We start from the raw sequence: 17,323 nt of genomic DNA on the forward strand, positions 1-17,323 counted from the left end.
GCGCTCCGGTGCGTGTGCGGTGCCCGTCCCCGCACTGCGCGACTCGGCGGTACCGAAGAGCCTAGAACGCCTCTGCGCTGGTGGGGAGATCATTTGCGTCATTGCCTTGCTCCAGCCGTGTCCCGAAAAACAGTCGGCTGCGGGTACCCGGTGAGGGCACCCGCAGCCGCCCTGCCTTTTACAGGTACTGACCGGTGTTCGCCACCGTGTCGATGGAGCGTCCGGTGTCCGCACCCTGCTTTCCGGTGATGAGCGTACGGATGTAGACGATCCGTTCGCCCTTCTTGCCGGAGATGCGGGCCCAGTCGTCCGGGTTGGTGGTGTTCGGCAGGTCCTCGTTCTCCTTGAACTCGTCCACGCAGGCCTGGAGGAGGTGGGAGACGCGCAGGCCCTTCTGGTTGTGCTCCAGGAAGTCCTTGATCGCCATCTTCTTGGCGCGGCCCACGATGTTCTCGATCATGGCACCGGAATTGAAGTCCTTGAAGTAAAGGACCTCCTTGTCGCCATTGGCGTAGGTGACTTCCAGGAAGCGGTTCTCCTCGGATTCGGTGTACATGTGTTCCACGGCCGTCTGGATCATGCTCTGGACGGTGGTGGTCCTGCTGCCGCCGTGCTCACCGAGGTCGTCGGAGTGCAGCGGGAGGCGCTCGGTCAGGTACTTGCCGAAGATGTCCTTGGCCGCTTCGGCGTCCGGACGCTCGATCTTGATCTTCACGTCGAGCCGGCCCGGCCGCAGGATGGCGGGGTCGATCATGTCCTCACGGTTGGAGGCACCGATCACGACCACGTTCTGCAGGCCTTCGACGCCGTCGATCTCGGCGAGCAGCTGCGGGACGATCGTGTTCTCGACGTCCGAGCTGACACCCGAGCCCCGGGTGCGGAAGAGGGACTCCATCTCGTCGAAGAAGACGATGACGGGGGTGCCCTCGCTGGCCTTCTCCCGAGCACGCTGGAAGACGAGGCGGATCTGCCGCTCGGTCTCGCCGACGTACTTGTTCAGGAGTTCGGGGCCCTTGATGTTGAGGAAGAAGCTCTTGCCCTGGGCCTGCCCGGTGACCTCGGCGACCTTCTTGGCCAGCGAGTTGGCGACGGCCTTGGCGATGAGTGTCTTGCCGCATCCGGGCGGTCCGTACAGGAGGACGCCCTTGGGCGGGCGCAGTTCGTGCTCCTTGAACAGGTCCGGATACAGGTACGGGAGCTCGACGGCGTCGCGGATGGCCTCGATCTGGCCACCCAGTCCGCCGATCTGCTCGTAGCCGATGTCCGGGACCTCTTCGAGGACGAGTTCCTCGACCTCGCTCTTCGGAACGACCTCGTAGACATAGCCGGAGCGGGGTTCGAGCAGCAGGGCGTCGCCGGGACGGATGGTGATGTCCAGCAGCGGCTCGGCGAGCCGTACCACCCGTTCCTCGTCGGTGTGCCCCACCACAAGGGCGCGCTCGCCGTCCTCGAGGATCTCCTTGAGGGTGACGATGTCGCCGACGCTCTCGTACTCCATGGCCTCGACCACGTTGAGAGCTTCGTTCAGCATGACTTCCTGGCCGCGCCGGAGCTCTTCGAGTTCCACGCTCGGGCTGACGTTCACCCGCAGCTTGCGGCCGCCGGTGAAGATGTCCGCCGTGCCGTCCTCATTCGCCGTGAGGAAGACACCGAAGCCGGCCGGCGGCTGTGCGAGCCGGTCGACTTCCTCCTTGAGGGCCACGATCTGGTCGCGGGCCTCACGGAGCGTGTTGGCGAGTCGCTCGTTCTGGGCGGACACGCCGGCCAGGTTGGTCTGCAGCTCGACGATCCGCTCTTCGAGAATCCTCGTGTGTCGCGGAGAGTCGGCGAGCTTACGTCGCAGGACGGCGATCTCCTGCTCAAGGTAGGCAATCTGCCCGGCGGGGTCGTCGGACCCTCGTCCCGGGCGGATGCCGCGGTTCATGTCGTCGTCGTGGGCTGCCACGGTCCTCACCTCCTCCAAGGGGAGCTGGACGCTTCCAGACCCTACCTGGGTGGGTGTCGATTGAAACCCCTAGATCACAAAGACTGTCGGGGTGTGTCCGATCTTCACCCTTGCGCTCTCCCTCACGCCAGGGGAATACCCACCGAACATGATTGGGAAGCCGTCGGAGGTAGGGTCGAAGTGTTCAACACCCGCCAGAGCTGGCCGGATTCCCGGTCGCCCGGCGCTTAAACGGCAGGAGAGATGAGCGTGCAGCAGGAGGCCGGGGCCGACCGTGAGGCACTGGAGGTCTGGATCGACCAGGATCTCTGTACCGGTGACGGCATCTGCGCCCAGTACGCGCCAGAGGTGTTCGAGCTGGACATCGACGGTCTGGCCTACGTCAAGGGCGAGAGCGACGAGCTGCTGCAGGACAAGGGCGCCACAACGCCCGTACCGCTGCCGCTGCTCACCGATGTGGTCGACTCCGCGAAGGAGTGTCCGGGGGACTGCATCCACGTGCGCCGGGTCGCGGACCGGGTCGAGGTCTACGGACCGGACGCCGAGTGACCGCGCCGGTACCAGGCGTCACCGCTGTCTGATTGCTCACACCCCGCGGGTGGCGCGGCTCAGACGGTCTGCGAGCCGGCGGGTGTCGCACGCACGAACGCGCCGTCCTTCCATCGCCAGGTCGCGCCGTCCTCCACGTCCGGGCAGCAACTGGGCACAGCGGAGGTCGAGTAGCCGAGGAGCGTGGCGAACACGGCTTTGTCCCGCAGGGCGAAGTCGGTCACGGTGCGGCGGTCCTTGGGGTCGACCAGGGTCGCGACCACGCGCGGCCTGCCGGTGTCCGCGGCCCGGGTGAGGACGTACACGCCGTCGGGAGGGGTACCCATCGGTGCGTCGCAGTGCACCACGGCCACTGTTTCCGGCCGGCCGTCGCCGTCGAGGTCCCCGGACGCCTTCTTCAGCACCAGTTCCTTCACCGGACCGCACTCGATCGGGAAGTCGACGCCCGCGGGATCGGGGGCCGTGGTGGCCGCGGGAGCGGACCTGGTCTGCGGGCCGGCCGCCTGGGCCGCCGTCGCCGCGTTGGGCTGCAGGACCGAGGACAGGGCCACCACGGCCGCGACCGCCGTCGCGGTGGCGAGCCAGTGGATCGGACGGGTGTGGGTGTGTGCCAGTTCCGGGACGGCGGATTGCTGCACTAGGAGCGTCTCCTGAGGGCTGTGCCGGTGGGGGTGGCCTGCATGGTGCCACACGTCACAGTCCACAGGAAACGGCGGGGGCGGAGTTCCGCCCGCCGGAGGTCTCACGGGTTCTGGTCCGGCGTCAACACGAGTGCGCCGTGGCCGGGTTCCGGGGGGTTCGCGGGAACTCGGCCACGGCGTCGGTACGTTGTCGCGGCACGGGGCCGCCTCAGCGGCCGGCGCCGCCGTCGGCGTTGGGACCGGAGTAGTCCTCGCCGTAGGCGCCCTTGGCGGGGCGGCGGCGGCGCATGGGGGGCTCGACGCCGTCGGCGAGGCGGCGGGCGGTGAGCAGGAAGCCGGTGTGGCCGATCATCCGGTGGTCCGGGCGGACGGCCAGGCCCTCCACGTGCCAGTTGCGGATCATCGACTCCCAGGAGGTCGGCTCGTTGAAGCAGCCGATCTCGCGGATGGACTCGACGGTCCGGGCGAGCTGCGTGGTGGTCGCCACGTAGCAGCACAGGATGCCGCCGGGCACCAGCGCCTTGGAGACGGACTCCAGGCACTCCCAGGGGGCGAGCATGTCGAGGATGACGCGGTCGACGTCCGTGTCGGACAGGTTGTCCTGGAGGTCGCCGACGGTGAGCTGCCAGGCGGGGTGCGGGCCGCCGAAGTAGCGCTCCACGTTCTGCCGGGCGATGTCGGCGAAGTCCTCGCGGCGCTCGTAGCTGTGCAGCATGCCCTGGTCGCCGATGGCGCGCAGCAGGAAGCTGCTGAGCGAGCCGGAGCCGACGCCCGCCTCCACGACGCGCGCGCCGGGGAAGATGTCGGCGAAGGCGAGGATCTGCCCCGCGTCCTTGGGGTAGACCACGGCGGCGCCGCGGGGCATGGACAGGACGTAGTCGGGGAGCAGGGGGCGCAGCGCGAGATAGGCGACGTTCCCGGTGGTGCGGACCACGCTGCCCTCGGGAGCGCCGATCAGCTCGTCGTGCGGGAAGGAACCCTTGTGGGTGTGGAAGTTCTTCCCGGCTTCGAGCGTGAACGTGTAGTGGCGGCCCTTGGGGTCGGTCAGCTGTACCTGGTCCCCGACCTTGAAGGGCCCGCGTCGGCGGGCGGCACCGGTCGGTTCGGACATGTGACCAGCCTACCGGTCCCGGCGCGGGCCCAGGACCACTAGGAGGGCCTGGCCATGGCCTTCACGAAGGCGCGCTCCACGTCGGCCGCCGACAGCACGCCGTAGATCTCGCCGGTCTCCTCGACGACGAGGTACTCGGAGGCGGGGGTGGCGCGCAGGGCGTCCAGGAGGTCCTCCCCGGCCAGTTCCGCGGAGACGCGCATGCCCTCGGTGAGGTCCTGGGCGAGACCGTTGACGGCGACCCAGGGGCGGCGGTGTTCCGGGACGCCGACGATGGCGGCCTCGCGGACGAGGGAGACGGGGTGGCCGTCGGCGTCGACGACGACCAGGGCGCGGGCTCCGGCGGCGTTGGCGCGGCGCAGGGCCTCCGAGAGGGGGGTGTCGGTCTCGACGGGGACCGCGCGGCGGGTGAGTGTGCGGGCGCGCAGCTCGGGCAGGTGTTCGCGCAGCCGGGCCATGCGCAGGCTGTTGCCAGCGCCGGTCCAGATGATCGCGGCGAGGATGGCGGCGAGCAGGGCGTCCATGACGGTGTCCATGCCGACGTTGTCCTCGGCGTCGGAGCCGAGCGCCCCGGACTGGGTGAGCAGGGGCAGGCCGATCAGGACGCAGACGGCGAGGGCCCGGCCGACCCAGGCCGCGGCGACGGTGCCGGTCATGGGCCTGCCGGTGATCTTCCAGACGATGGCGCGGAGCATCCGGCCGCCGTCGAGGGGCAGACCGGGCAGGAGGTTGAAGGCGGCGACGATCAGGTTGGAGATCATCAGGCCGGCCAGCAGGACGCCGGGGACGGTACCGGGCTCGACGGGCTGCAGGGCGAGGTAGAAGAGGCCGGAGAGGACGAGGGAGAGCAGGGGGCCGACGAAGGCCAGCCAGAACTCCCGGCCCGGGGTCTCGGCCTCCTTCTCGATCTCGGAGACGCCGCCGAAGAACTGGAGCTGGATGCGGCGGACCGGGAGCTTGAAGCGCAGGGCCGCCACCGTGTGGGCCAGTTCGTGGACGAGGACGGAGGCGTAGAAGGCGATCGCGAAGAAGAGGGAGACCAGGTAGCGGGCGGCGCCGAGTTCGGGCAGCACCCGGTCGAGCTGGCCGCCGAACACCCAGGTGATCAGGGCGGCGACGAGGAACCAGCTGGGCGCGACGTACACGGGCACGCCGAACGGCCGCCCCATCAGCAGCCCGCCTCCGGGACCCCGCTCGCGCCGGGGCGGACGGCCCTTGGTGACACCGGCGTGGGCGAGGGGCCGGCCGGTGGGCGCCGGCGGGTCCGGCCGGTGGGCGCCGGCGGGCGGCGCGTCCTGGCCGGGTGCCGCGGGGCCGCCGCCGGTTCTGGGGCTCTGAGGTGCGTGGGCCGGGGGCTCGTGGGCCTGGGGTGCGCCGGTCCGGGGCTCGTGGGTCTTGGCGTCGTTCCCGGCGGGCTCGTCTCCGGGGCTCTCGCTCTCCGGGGTCTCAGCGCCGGCCGGCGTCTGCCCGGGTGTCTCGTCGGGTGCGGGGTCCGCCGGGATGTCCGCGCGCCGCACGACCATGGTGGGTTCGTCGGCGGGCGGGGCGTCGCCGGTGTCGGTGCCGTATGGGGGCGGGCCGGGGCGTGCGGGGTCGGTGGCCGGGGTCGCAGGTGCTGCGGGGCGCTCGGTCGGCTCGTCGTTGCCGGACCGCGGCTGCCCGCTCCCGCCGCTCTCGTCCACGGTGTCCCCTCGTTCGAAGCGTCTCCCGCGCCTGCCGGACGGGAGGGTCTCGGGTCGATGGTATGCGGCCGTCGGGTCGCGTTCGCCCCGGCACCCCCTGTGGTTCCCGGGCCGCGGCGCCGGTGACGACCGCGCCCGGGTCACTGTCAGTGGCGGGCCGTATGGTCTGTGGTCATGGAGACGAGCACCGAGGGCGTCGCGAAGACGGCCGGCCCGGGGACCGCGCAGGCGGATCCGCCGGCCGTGGCCGAGGCGACGACCGCGACGGCGGCGGCAGTGGAGACGGCGACGGCTGACCCGGCGACGGCGGCGGGCCGGGTGATCGGGACCGGGCGCCCCGCCATAGCACCGGCCTCGCTGTCCCCCTCGCGTGCCAGTGACTTCATGCAGTGTCCGCTGCTGTACCGGTTCCGGGTGATCGACCGGCTGCCGGAGAAGCCGAGCGAGGCGGCGACCCGGGGCACCCTGGTGCACGCGGTCCTGGAGCGGCTCTTCGACGCTCCGGCCGCCGAGCGGACCGCTCCCCGCGCCAAGTCGCTGGTCCCGGGTCAGTGGGACCGGTTGCGGGAGTCGCGGCCGGAGGTCGTCGAGCTGTTCGCCGACGATCCGGAGGGCGAGCGGCTGGCGCGCTGGCTGGGCGAGGCGGAGCAGCTCGTGGAGCGCTGGTTCACGCTGGAGGACCCGACCCGGCTGGAGCCGGTCGAGCGCGAGCTGTTCATCGAGACGGAGCTGGACTCGGGGCTGAGGCTGCGCGGGATCATCGACCGGGTCGACGTGGCGCCCACCGGTGAGGTGCGGATCGTCGACTACAAGACGGGCAAGGCGCCCCGGCCCGAGTACGCCGAGGGCGCGCTGTTCCAGATGAAGTTCTACGCCCTGGTGGTGTGGCGCCTGAAGAACGTCGTGCCGCGCCGGCTGCAGCTCGTCTATCTCGGCAGCGGTGACGTCCTGACGTACGACCCCGTCGTCGCCGACCTGGAGCGCGTCGAGCGCAAGCTGCACGCGCTGTGGGAGGCCATCCGGCAGGCCACGGAGACCGGTGACTGGCGGCCCCGCCCGACCAAGCTGTGCGGCTGGTGCGACCACCAGGCGCACTGCCCGGAGTTCGGCGGCACTCCCCCGCCCTATCCGCTCGCGGTCGGGGCGGCCGAGTCCGGCGGTGAGCCGCAGGGCAGAATGGGGCCGGACTAGCGAAGGAGACTTACGTGGCCATCCGCGTCCTACTGGTCGACGACCAGCCGTTGCTGCGCACCGGCTTCCGGATGATTCTGGAGGCCGAGCAGGAGATCGCGGTCGTCGGCGAGGCCGGAGACGGCCTTCAGGCTCTGGACCAGGTGCGGGCGTTGCAGCCCGACGTGGTGCTGATGGACATCCGTATGCCGCGGATGGACGGTGTGGAGGCGACCCGGCAGATCACCGGGCCGGGGCGGGACGGCCCGGCCAAGGTGCTGGTGCTCACCACCTTCGACCTCGACGAGTACGTGGTGGAGGCCCTGCGGGCGGGTGCCAGCGGCTTCCTGCTGAAGGACGCCCCGGCCAATGAGCTGGTGCAGGCCATCCGGGTGGTGGCCGCCGGTGAGGCGATGCTCGCGCCGAGCATCACGCGCCGGCTGCTCGACAAGTACGCCACGCATCTGCCGTCCGGCGACGAGCCGGTGCCGGACACCCTGCACACGCTGACCGACCGCGAGGTGGAGGTGTTGAAGCTGGTGGCCCGCGGGCTGTCCAACGCCGAGATCGCCGCCGACCTGTTCGTCAGCGAGACCACCGTCAAGACGCACGTCGGCCACGTTCTCACCAAGCTGGGGCTGCGCGACCGGGTGCAGGCCGCGGTGTACGCGTACGAGAGCGGGCTGGTGCGTCCTGGCGCGCAGTGACCCCTCGTCACCACGCATGAGCGGTGCTACGCCGTGCAGGGCGCCCCTGTCCGCAGGGGCGCCCTCCGTGTGCGTACGGCGGTCCGTCAGCTCTTGCTGAGTTCCCAGAACCGGAAGACGGTCGAGGCGTCGAGGCAGTACTCCAGGCCGTAGACGCCCTCGCGCTTGACGGCGTACTGCTTGGCCTGCCAGACCGGGAGGACGGGGACGTCGTCGGCGACGATGTCCTGGAGCTTGCCGTAGTCCGTCTCGGTGGCGGCGCGGTCGCTCTGGGCGGCGGTCCGCGGGATGAGGGTGCCGGTGATGGTGCGGTTGGCGTAGTTGTTGCCCAGCACGTTGCCCTTGCCGAAGAAGGGGGACGTGAAGTTGTCGGCGTCCGGGTAGTCGGGGATCCAGCCCTTCACGTACACGCCGTACTTGCCGGCCTCGATGTCCTTCTCGTACTGGTCGAAGGCCACGGACTTCACCTTGGCGTCGAACAGGCCGCTGGCGTTGAGCTGGCCGGCGATGGCCGTCAGGAGGGCGTCGGTGGCCGGGCCGTAGCGGGACGGCGTGGACCAGAGCGTCAGGTTCACCTTGCCGGTGATGCCGTCGGCCTGCAGCACGGCGGCGGCCTCGGCCTTGGAGGGGCGGGCGCCGTAGGTGTCGAAGAAGGCCGTGTTGTGGCCGGCGATACCGGCCGGGATGATCGAGTACAGCGGGGTGGCGGTGCCCTGGTAGACCTCGTCGATGAGGGCGTCGCGGTCGATCAGGTAGGCCATGGCCTTGCGTACGCCGAGCTGTCCGGCGATCGGGTCGTCCATGTTGAAGACCAGGTGCTGGACCTCGGCGCCGGAGCCCTCGACGAGTTCGACGCCCGAGTCGGCGCCCTGCTCGATGTCCGCGATGTCGCTCGCGCCGAGGCCGCGGTAGGCGATGTCGACCCTGTTGTCGAGCAGGGCCTGCTTGAGAGCGGACTGGTCGCCGTGGAACTGCTTCAGGACCACGCCGGAGTTCTGCACGTCGGCGGTGCCCTTGTAGTGCTCGTTGACGGAGAAGACGGCCTCGTCCTCGCTGAAGGAGTCCAGCGTGTAGGGGCCGGAGCCGACCGCCTGACCGTCCTCGCGCAGCCCGTCGGCGTCGTACTGCCTGTGGTCGACGATGGAGCCGGCTCCCGAGGCGATCTTGCTCGGGAAGGTGGCGTCGGGCGTGTTGAGGTGGAAGACCACCGTCTCCTCGTCCGGCGTCTCGACCTTGTCGAGCATCGGGAACATGATCGCGGGACCGGCGGGGTGGTTGATCTTCAGCATCCGGTCGAAGGAGAACTTGACGTCCTTCGAGGTGAGCGGGTCACCGTTGCTGAACTTCAGGCCGTCTTTCAGCGTGCACCGGTAGACCTGGGTCCGAGCGTCCGTGAAGGAACAGGTCTCGGCGGCCTCCGGCTGCGGTTCGGTGCTCCCCTTGGGGAAGCTGAGCAGCGACTGGAAGACGTTGTTGAACAGCAGCCAGGAGCCGGGATCGTAGCCGGAGGCGGGGTCGGTGGCCAGGACGTCGTCGGACATCCCCATGACCACGGACGAGCCGCTGCTCCCTGAGTCACCGGTCTGGGTTCCGCAGGCGGTCAACAGGCCGGAGGCCAGCCCTGCCACGAGGGGCAGGACCGGCCACGGGTTACGCAGGTTCACGTGCAGGTGCCTTGTCGTCGGTGTGCGGGTCCCCGGGGTCGTTCCTCCGGACCCCGGGCACGGGGGGCTGTGTCAGTCGCTCACACCGCGGCCCAGCTCCCAGAGCTGAAGCGTCGAGGAGGAGTTGAGCGCGTACGCGGTGCCCGTGATGGTGTCGCGTGCGGCGACGTACTGCTTGCCCTGCCACAGCGGCAGAACGGGCACGTCGTCGGCGACGATGTCCTGGATGTCGTTCAGGCTGGTGGCGGCGGCGAGCCGGTCCGACTCGCGGCGGGACTCCGGGATCAGCGTCTTGCGGATCTTGTTGTTCACGTACGGCGAGCCGATGGTGTTGTCCGCGTCGAGGAACGGCGCCAGGTAGTTGTCGGCGTCCGGGAAGTCCGGGAACCAGCCCATGCCGTAGACGTCGTACGCGCCCTTCTGCTCGGCGGGGCGGAAGGTCTCCCAGGGCGTGCCCTGGATGTCGACGTCGAACAGCTTGGTGTCGTTGAGCTGCTTCTGCAGCACCTCGAACTCCTGCTTGGTGGCCGGACCGTAGTGGTCGGTCGTGTAGTGCATGGTCAGCTTCACCGGCGTGGTGATGTTGGCCTGGGCCAGCACCGACTTGGCCTTGGCGGCGTTCGGGTCGCCGTAGGTGTTGAAGAACGCGTTGGAGTGGCCGGTGATGCTGGCCGGGACCATCGAGTACAGCGGTTCGGCCTGCGAGCCGTACACCTTGGCGACGAGTTCGCTGCGGTTGATGACCTGGGCCATCGCCTCGCGGACCGCCTTGGACTTCACGGACGGCGCGTCGGTGTTGAAGCCGAGGTAGCGGATCTCCAGGCCGGCCAGTTCGACGAGGTCGATGTCGCCGCCCGAGGCGTTGGCCAGTTTGTCGATCTGCTCCGGCGACATGGTGCGGGTCATCACGTCGATGTCGCCGTCGCCGAGCGCGGCGCCCATCGCGTCGGCGTCGTCGAAGGAGCGCATCTCGACCTCGTCGTTGTTCACCTTCAGCGTCCCCTTGTAGTGGGGGTTCTTGGTGAACACGACGTTGACGAGCGCGTCGTTGTCGACCTCGGCCTTCAGCGTGTACGGGCCGGAGCCGTCCACGTCGAAGCCGTCGCGCAGCTTGCCCTTGGCGTAGTCGTCGGGGTTGACGATGCCCGCGACGGGGGTCGACAGCTTGAACGGGAAGGTGGCGTCGGCCGTCTTGAGGTGGAAGATCACCTCGCGGTCGCCCTGGGTCTCCACGGTGTCGATGGTGGACAGCAGCGCGAAGACACCGCTGTCGGCCTTCAGGGCGCGGGCGCGGTCGATGGAGTACTTCACGTCTTGGGCGGTGACGGTCGTGCCGTCGGCGAACTTCAGGCCCTCGCGCAGGGTGCAGGCGTAGCGCTCGTTGCCGCTGTCGGTGAAGCCGCACCGCTCGGCGGCCTCGGGCACCGGGTCGCCGTCGCCCTTCGGCATGATCATCAGGGTCTGCACGGTCTGGCGCAGGATGTTCCAGGTGCCGACGTCGTAGGCGTAGGCGGGGTCGAGGGGCGCCGGGGCGTCCTTCGTGGCGCTGAACCGGTCCGTGGTGCCGACGACGATCGCGCCGCCACCGTCACTCCCGCTGCCGGACCCACCGCAGGCTGCGAGCACCGGCGCCAGCAGGCCGATCACGGCCGGCAGCACCAAAGTCTTGCGGTTCATGCTCGAAGTTCTCCAGAGCTGTCGAGTCCGTGTACCCGACATACAGGGGTGTCGATGCGGATCACGGGGTAAGGGTGAGGTTCTCGCTAGGAGATTAGTCCGCACCGGCACGAGGGTTCGCGACGACTGGAGTTGAGGGCCCATCACGCAGCGGAACCGGGTGCGGACGGACCGAAAGCCCGAGGGTGGAAGGATTCGTGCAGGCTTTCACCAATCGGGACACATGGGCGCGTCCGCACCCCCTGAACAGGGAGGGGCGGCACACCGGCCTCGTCCTGTCGAGCCCTGACGGCGTGGGAAACCTCACATACCCGACAGGGTGGAGAGACACCGGAATTCAGCCATCCGGCGCGGTGCGAATTCCTTCGGACACGTCCCGTGGAATTCACGTCCTATCGGTACCGCACGCTGGGTGAACACCCGGCGCATTTGCGTCATCAAGGCGCCCTCAGGACACCATCAGACCGCGCAGGAATGCCAGGTCCACCTCTTCCAGCGAGGTGACGACGGTGCGCCGGTCGGCCGGGCTGATGGGCGTCACGGAGGGCACCGCCACGACGTGGCAGCCGGCGGCCTCGGCCGCGGCGACGCCGGTCGCGGTGTCCTCGACGACCGCGCACCGGGCCGGGTCCGCGCCGAGTCCGGCGGCGGCGAACAGGTACGGGTCGGGGTGCGGCTTGGTGCGGGCCACCTCGTCGCCGGCGACGGTCAGCGCGAAGTACTGGGGTCCGAGCGAGGCCAGCACCCGGTCGATGATCCGCCGGTGCGAGGCCGAGACCAGCGCCGTGGGGATCTCGTGCGCGGCCAGCTCGGCGAGCAGCCGGGCGGCCCCGGGCATCATGGGCAGCGCGCGGCCGATGCGCTCCTCGAAGCCCTGGTTGAGCAGCACCGAGAGCTCGGGCAGGGTGATGTCGGCGCCGGTGGCCTCGATGAGGAACCCCGCGCTGCGGGTCATGGGACCGCCGACCACGACGTGGCGCCAGGAGTCGTCCAGGGTGTGCCCGAGGCGGGCGAAGACCTCCACCTCGACGTCCCACCAGAAGCCCTCGGTGTCCACCAGGGTGCCATCCATGTCGAGAAGCACGGCCTGCAGCGCGGAGCCTTCGGCCGTACGGGTTCCTACCGCGGGAACCGTGCTGGTCATCCACGTACCTCCTTGAGGGACGAGCAGGCCGGTTCCCGCACGGGGAACCGGCCTGCAGTGGACCGACCAGTGTACGACTTATCCGATCAGCGCGCTCTGTGAGACACACCGCAACGCCCGGGGAGGCGCCTCACCGGGCGTTGAAGTACTTCGCCTCCGGGTGGTGGATCACGATGGCGTCGGTGGACTGCTCCGGGTGCAGCTGGAACTCCTCGGACAGGTGGACGCCGATCCGCTCCGGCTGGAGCAGGTCGGCGATCTTGGCGCGGTCCTCCAGGTTCGGGCAGGCGCCGTAGCCCAGGGAGAAGCGGGCGCCCCGGTACTTCAGGGCGAACATCTCCTCCACGTCGTTCGGGTCCTCGCCGGCGAAGCCGAGCTCGGAGCGCACGCGGGCGTGCCAGTACTCGGCGAGCGCCTCCGCCAACTGCACGGACAGGCCGTGCAGTTCGAGGTAGTCGCGGTAGGCGTTGGACTCGAAGAGCTTCGCGGTCTCCCCGCCGATCCGGGAGCCGACGGTGACGACCTGGAGGCCGACCACGTCCGTCTGTCCCGACTCCTCCGGCCGGAAGAAGTCGGCCAGGCACAGCCGGCGGCCGCGGCGCTGGCGCGGGAAGGTGAAGCGGGTGCGCTCGTTGCCCTGTTCGTCCAGGATGATCAGGTCGTCGTCCTTGGACACGCACGGGAAGTAGCCGTAGACGACGGCCGCTTCGAGGAGGTTCTCGGTCTGCAGCCGGTCCAGCAGCCCGCGCAGCCGGGGCCGGCCCTCGGTCTCCACGAGTTCCTCGTAGGAGGGCCCGTCGCCGGTGCGCGCCTGCTTGAGCCCCCACTGGCCCTTGAACAGGGCGCCTTCGTCGAGCCAGCTCGCGTACTCCTTGAGCTGGACGCCCTTGATGACGCGGGAGCCCCAGAACGGCGGGGTGGGCACCGGGTTGTCGGTGGCGACGTCGGAGCGGACGTGGCCCTCCTCCGGACGCTCCTCGACCTCGCCGGCGGCGGCGGCCGCGCGCACCCGGCGCTGCTTGAGCTCCGGCAGCTTCGCCCCGGGCACGCCCCGCTTGACGCCGATCAGGGCGTCCATCAGGCGCAGCCCCTCGAACGCGTCGCGGGCGTAGCGGACTTCGCCCTCGTAGATCTCGTGCAGGTCCTGTTCGACGTACGCCCGGGTCAGGGCCGCGCCGCCGAGGATGACCGGGAAGTCGGCGGCCATGCCGCGCTGGTTGAGCTCCTGAAGGTTCTCCTTCATGATCACCGTGGACTTCACCAGCAGCCCCGACATGCCGATGACGTCGGCGCGGTGCTCCTCGGCGGCCTCCAGGATCGCGGAGACCGGCTGCTTGATGCCGAGGTTGACGACGTTGTAGCCGTTGTTGGTGAGGATGATGTCGACGAGGTTCTTGCCGATGTCGTGCACGTCGCCGCGCACGGTGGCGAGCACGATGGTGCCCTTGCCGGCCTCGTCGCCCTCGACCTTCTCCATGTGCGGTTCCAGGTAGGCCACCGCGGTCTTCATCACCTCGGCGGACTGCAGGACGAACGGCAGCTGCATCTGGCCGGAACCGAACAGCTCGCCGACCACCTTCATGCCGTCCAGCAGGGTCTCGTTGACGATGTCCAGGGCCGGGCGGGTCTCCAGGGCGGCGGCGAGGTCGGCCTCCAGGCCGTTCTTCTCGCCGTCGATGATGCGGCGCTTGAGACGTTCGTCCAGCGGCAGGGCGGCCAGTTCCTCCGCCCGGCCCGCCTTCAGGGACTTGGTGGTGGCGCCCTCGAAGAGCTGCATGAGCTTCTGCAGCGGGTCGTAGCCCTCGGCGCGGCGGTCGTAGATGAGGTCGAGGGCCGTCTGGACCTCCTCCTCGGTGAAGCGGGCGATGGGCAGGATCTTCGACGCGTGGACGATCGCCGAGTCCAGGCCCGCCTTGACGCACTCGTCGAGGAAGACGGAGTTGAGCAGGACGCGGGCGGCCGGGTTGAGGCCGAAGGAGATGTTCGACAGGCCGAGGGTGGTCTGCACGTCCGGGTGGCGGCGCTTGAGTTCGCGGATCGCCTCGATGGTGGCGACGCCGTCCTTGCGGGACTCCTCCTGACCCGTACAGATGGTGAAGGTCAGGGTGTCGACGAGGATGTCCGACTCGTGGATGCCCCAGTTGCCGGTCAGGTCGGCGATCAGCCGCTCGGCGATCGCGACCTTGTGCTCCGGCGTACGGGCCTGGCCCTCCTCGTCGATGGTCAGCGCGATCAGCGCGGCGCCGTGCTCCCGCGCCAGCTCGGTGACCTTCGCGAACCGGGACTCGGGGCCGTCGCCGTCCTCGTAGTTGACGGAGTTGATGACCGCGCGTCCGCCGAGCTTCTCCAGGCCGGCCCGCAACACCTCGACCTCGGTGGAGTCCAGGACGATCGGCAGGGTGGAGGCGGTGGCGAAGCGGCCGGCCAGCTCCTCCATGTCGGCGACGCCGTCGCGGCCGACGTAGTCCACGCACAGGTCGAGCATGTGCGCGCCCTCGCGGATCTGCTCGCGGGCCATCTCCACACAGTCGTCCCAGCGGCCGTCCAGCATGGCCTCGCGGAACTTCTTCGAGCCGTTGGCGTTGGTGCGCTCGCCGATGGCCAGGTACGCGGTGTCCTGACGGAAGGAGACCGTCTGGTAAAGGGAGGCGGCCCCCGGCTCGGGGCGCGGGTCCCGCTCGCCGGGCGTGACGTCACGGACGCGCTCGACGACCTGGCGCAGGTGCTCGGGGGTGGTGCCGCAGCAGCCGCCGATCAGGGACAGGCCGTAGTCCCGGACGAAGGTCTCCTGCGCGTCGGCCAGTCCCTCGGGGTCGAGCGGGAAGTGCGCGCCGTCCTTGGTGAGGATGGGCAGGCCCGCGTTCGGCATGCACAGCAGCGGGATGCGGGAGTGCCGGGTGAGGTAGCGCAGGTGCTCGCTCATCTCGGCCGGGCCGGTCGAGCAGTTCAGGCCGATCATGTCGATGCCGAGGGGCTCCAGCGCGGTCAGCGCGGCGCCGATCTCGGAGCCGAGCAGCATGGTGCCGGTGGTCTCGAAGGCCATGGAGACCAGCAGGGGCACCTCGACGCCGGTCGCCTCCATGGCGCGCCGGGCGCCCAGGACGGAGGCCTTGGTCTGCAGAAGGTCCTGGGTGGTCTCGACGATCAGGGCGTCGGCGCCGCCGGCCAGCAGGCCCTCGGCGTTGGCCTGGTAGCCGTCGCGGATCGTGCCGTACGCGATGTGGCCGAGGGTGGGCAGCTTGGTGCCCGGGCCGATCGAGCCCAGCACCCAGCGGGTACGGCCGTCGCGGGCGGCGTGCTCGTCGGCGGCCTCGCGGGCGATGCGGGCTCCCGCCTCGGACAGCTCGTACACGCGGTCGGAGATCTCGTACTCGGCCGCGGCCGAGTGGTTGGCCCCGAAGGTGTTCGTCTCCACGCAGTCGACGTCCGCGGCGAAGTACGCGTCGTGGACGGAGCGGACGATGTCGGGGCGGGTGACGTTCAGGATCTCGTTGCAGCCTTCGAGGTTCTCGAAGTCCTCCAGGGTCGGATCCTGGGCCTGAAGCATCGTGCCCATCGCTCCGTCGGCGACCACCACACGGGTGGCGAGCGCCTCGCGGAGCGCGGACACACGGGTCCGGCTGTCGGCGGAAGGGGTCGGTGGCAACGAGGCCATGAAGGGGCTCCCTTAGGTGCGACGGCTGTCGGCTTCCGCGCGCCCGCGAGACGGTCCGCGGGGCGCACCCCGCCAGGGTAGCCGGGTCCCCGCTGCGGCGGTCGGGGCGTCCACGGGACGGACGAGGACGACGCGCGGGCCGCCAGCGGGATACGAGTGACACGACGGATGTGGACCGACCATTAGCGAGAGGTCGGCACGGACCGGTAGTGTTCGACATTGCCGAACGGCGGCAGCGGGCGTCGCGGGTGGGCGACCGAAGGGGACGGAGGCAGGACGGCGATGGCGCGGAACATCCAGTCGCTGGAACGTGCGGCCGCGATGCTGCGGCTCCTCGCGGGCGGCGAGCGGAGACTCGGCCTGTCCGACATCGCCTCGTCCCTGGGCCTCGCCAAGGGCACCGCGCACGGCATCCTGCGCACCCTCCAGCAGGAGGGCTTCGTGGAGCAGGACGACACCTCCGGGCGCTACCAGCTGGGCGCCGAGCTGCTGCGCCTGGGCACCACCTACCTCGACGTGCACGAGCTGCGGGCGCGGGCCCTGGTGTGGACCGACGACCTGGCCCGCTCCAGCGGCGAGAGCGTCCACCTGGGCGTGCTGCACCAGCAGGGCGTGCTGGTCGTGCACCACGTCTTCCGGCCCGACGACAGCCGGCAGGTGCTGGAGATCGGGGCCATGCAGCCCCTGCACTGCACGGCCCTGGGCAAGGTCCTGTCGGCGTACGACCCGGTCGCGCACAGCGAGGCGCTGGAGAGCGACCGCAAGCCCTTCACTGACCGGACGGTCTGCGACCTGGACGACTTCGAGCACATCCTCGACGTCACGCGCGCGCGTGGGTACGCGGCCGACGTCGAGGAGACGTGGGAGGGCGTCGCCTCCATCGCCGCCCCCATCCACGACCGACGCCGCATGCCGGTGGGCGCGGTCGGCATCACCGGGGCCGTGGAGCGGCTGCGCCGGGACGGTGAGCTGCGCCCCGAGCTGATCGCGGCGGTGCGGGACTGCGCCCGCGCGGTGTCGCGGGACCTGGGCGCCGGACGGTTCTGAGCGGCCCGGCACGAGCCGACGCCGACGAGCCGGACACCGACGAGCCGACTCAGGCGAGCCGACACCGACGAGGCAGCACCGAAGGGCCGGGACGCCGTGGGCGTTCCGGCCCTCTCGTGCGCCGGGATGCCCCGGTCACGGGGGGCGGCGCCCGATCGATAGCACACGGCAATCAATAACGATCGTGTTTTCGATTACAGAACTCTTGACGTGCCCGTAACCCCGGAGCAAGACTCCCGTCCATCGGTCGACATTGTCGAACACCGACCGGCAATAGGCGTTACAGTGTGACAACGCCAAGGGCCGGCAGCTCTTCCCCTGGACGAAGGAC

General features: G+C 70.1%; 12 protein-coding genes. 4 read left to right on the forward strand and 8 right to left on the reverse strand.

What is annotated here, in order from left to right; translation table 11 throughout:
* Positions 1–178: 178 nt before the first annotated feature.
* Positions 179–1,945, reverse strand: coding sequence for a proteasome ATPase (arc, locus tag ACWD0J_RS17215; RefSeq protein WP_451496631.1), 1,767 nt, complete (start codon positions 1,943–1,945; stop codon positions 179–181).
* Positions 1,946–2,188: 243 nt separating this feature from the next.
* On the opposite strand from arc, the gene ACWD0J_RS17220 reads away from it, so the two are divergent.
* On the forward strand, positions 2,189–2,494 hold the full coding sequence (locus tag ACWD0J_RS17220; protein WP_451496632.1) for a ferredoxin: 306 nt from the start codon (positions 2,189–2,191) through the stop codon (positions 2,492–2,494).
* Positions 2,495–2,553: 59 nt separating this feature from the next.
* Here the strand turns inward: ACWD0J_RS17220 and ACWD0J_RS17225 are convergent, their stop codons facing one another.
* The 3 genes from ACWD0J_RS17225 to ACWD0J_RS17235 all read right to left on the reverse strand — a co-directional run bounded on the left by ACWD0J_RS17225 (position 2,554) and on the right by ACWD0J_RS17235 (position 5,928).
* Positions 2,554–3,132, reverse strand: a complete 579-nt coding sequence (locus tag ACWD0J_RS17225; protein ID WP_451496633.1) for a hypothetical protein — start codon at positions 3,130–3,132, stop codon at positions 2,554–2,556.
* 211 nt (positions 3,133–3,343) lie between these two features.
* Entirely contained in the window at positions 3,344–4,246 is a 903-nt protein-coding gene (locus ACWD0J_RS17230; RefSeq protein WP_451496634.1) for a tRNA (adenine-N1)-methyltransferase, read from the reverse strand.
* Positions 4,247–4,284: 38 nt separating this feature from the next.
* Positions 4,285–5,928, reverse strand: a complete 1,644-nt coding sequence (locus ACWD0J_RS17235) for a site-2 protease family protein (protein ID WP_451496635.1) — start codon at positions 5,926–5,928, stop codon at positions 4,285–4,287.
* 174 nt (positions 5,929–6,102) lie between these two features.
* Here ACWD0J_RS17235 and ACWD0J_RS17240 point away from each other — a divergent pair, with 174 nt between their 5' ends.
* Both ACWD0J_RS17240 and ACWD0J_RS17245 read left to right on the forward strand, forming a co-directional pair.
* Positions 6,103–7,119 carry a RecB family exonuclease gene (locus ACWD0J_RS17240; RefSeq protein ID WP_451496636.1) on the forward strand — a complete coding sequence of 339 codons (1,017 nt, stop codon included), beginning with the start codon at positions 6,103–6,105 and terminating at the stop codon, positions 7,117–7,119.
* A gap of 14 nt (positions 7,120–7,133) precedes the next feature.
* A complete protein-coding gene (locus ACWD0J_RS17245) occupies positions 7,134–7,805 on the forward strand; it encodes a response regulator transcription factor (protein ID WP_345624712.1) in 672 nt (223 codons plus the stop codon).
* A gap of 86 nt (positions 7,806–7,891) precedes the next feature.
* Here the strand turns inward: ACWD0J_RS17245 and ACWD0J_RS17250 are convergent, their stop codons facing one another.
* The 4 genes from ACWD0J_RS17250 to metH form a co-directional block, all read right to left on the reverse strand.
* Positions 7,892–9,469 carry an ABC transporter substrate-binding protein gene (locus ACWD0J_RS17250; protein WP_451496637.1) on the reverse strand — a complete coding sequence of 526 codons (1,578 nt, stop codon included), beginning with the start codon at positions 9,467–9,469 and terminating at the stop codon, positions 7,892–7,894.
* A gap of 72 nt (positions 9,470–9,541) precedes the next feature.
* The gene (locus ACWD0J_RS17255) at positions 9,542–11,146 is read right to left on the reverse strand and encodes an ABC transporter substrate-binding protein (protein WP_451496638.1); all 1,605 of its coding nucleotides are present in this window, start codon (positions 11,144–11,146) and stop codon (positions 9,542–9,544) included.
* A gap of 448 nt (positions 11,147–11,594) precedes the next feature.
* A complete protein-coding gene (locus ACWD0J_RS17260; RefSeq protein ID WP_451496639.1) occupies positions 11,595–12,290 on the reverse strand; it encodes an HAD family hydrolase in 696 nt (231 codons plus the stop codon).
* Between the two features lie 130 nt (positions 12,291–12,420).
* Complete coding sequence (metH, locus tag ACWD0J_RS17265; RefSeq protein ID WP_451496640.1) at positions 12,421–15,945, reverse strand: methionine synthase; 3,525 nt, start codon at positions 15,943–15,945, stop codon at positions 12,421–12,423.
* 282 nt (positions 15,946–16,227) lie between these two features.
* On the opposite strand from metH, the gene ACWD0J_RS17270 reads away from it, so the two are divergent.
* Positions 16,228–16,992 carry an IclR family transcriptional regulator gene (locus ACWD0J_RS17270; RefSeq protein ID WP_451496641.1) on the forward strand — a complete coding sequence of 255 codons (765 nt, stop codon included), beginning with the start codon at positions 16,228–16,230 and terminating at the stop codon, positions 16,990–16,992.
* The last annotated feature ends 331 nt before the right edge of the window (positions 16,993–17,323 follow it).

Source organism: Streptomyces sp. NPDC003011 (assembly GCF_053591515.1).

Coding starts and splice junctions, on each gene's coding strand:
- ACWD0J_RS17220 (WP_451496632.1), top strand. CDS start 2,189: ATGAGCGTGCAGCAGGAGGCCGGGGCCGACCGTGAGGCACTGGAGGTC.
- ACWD0J_RS17230 (WP_451496634.1), bottom strand. CDS start 4,246: ATGTCCGAACCGACCGGTGCCGCCCGCCGACGCGGGCCCTTCAAGGTC.
- ACWD0J_RS17240 (WP_451496636.1), top strand. CDS start 6,103: ATGGAGACGAGCACCGAGGGCGTCGCGAAGACGGCCGGCCCGGGGACC.
- ACWD0J_RS17255 (WP_451496638.1), bottom strand. CDS start 11,146: ATGAACCGCAAGACTTTGGTGCTGCCGGCCGTGATCGGCCTGCTGGCG.
- ACWD0J_RS17260 (WP_451496639.1), bottom strand. CDS start 12,290: ATGACCAGCACGGTTCCCGCGGTAGGAACCCGTACGGCCGAAGGCTCC.
- metH (WP_451496640.1), bottom strand. CDS start 15,945: ATGGCCTCGTTGCCACCGACCCCTTCCGCCGACAGCCGGACCCGTGTG.
- ACWD0J_RS17270 (WP_451496641.1), top strand. CDS start 16,228: ATGGCGCGGAACATCCAGTCGCTGGAACGTGCGGCCGCGATGCTGCGG.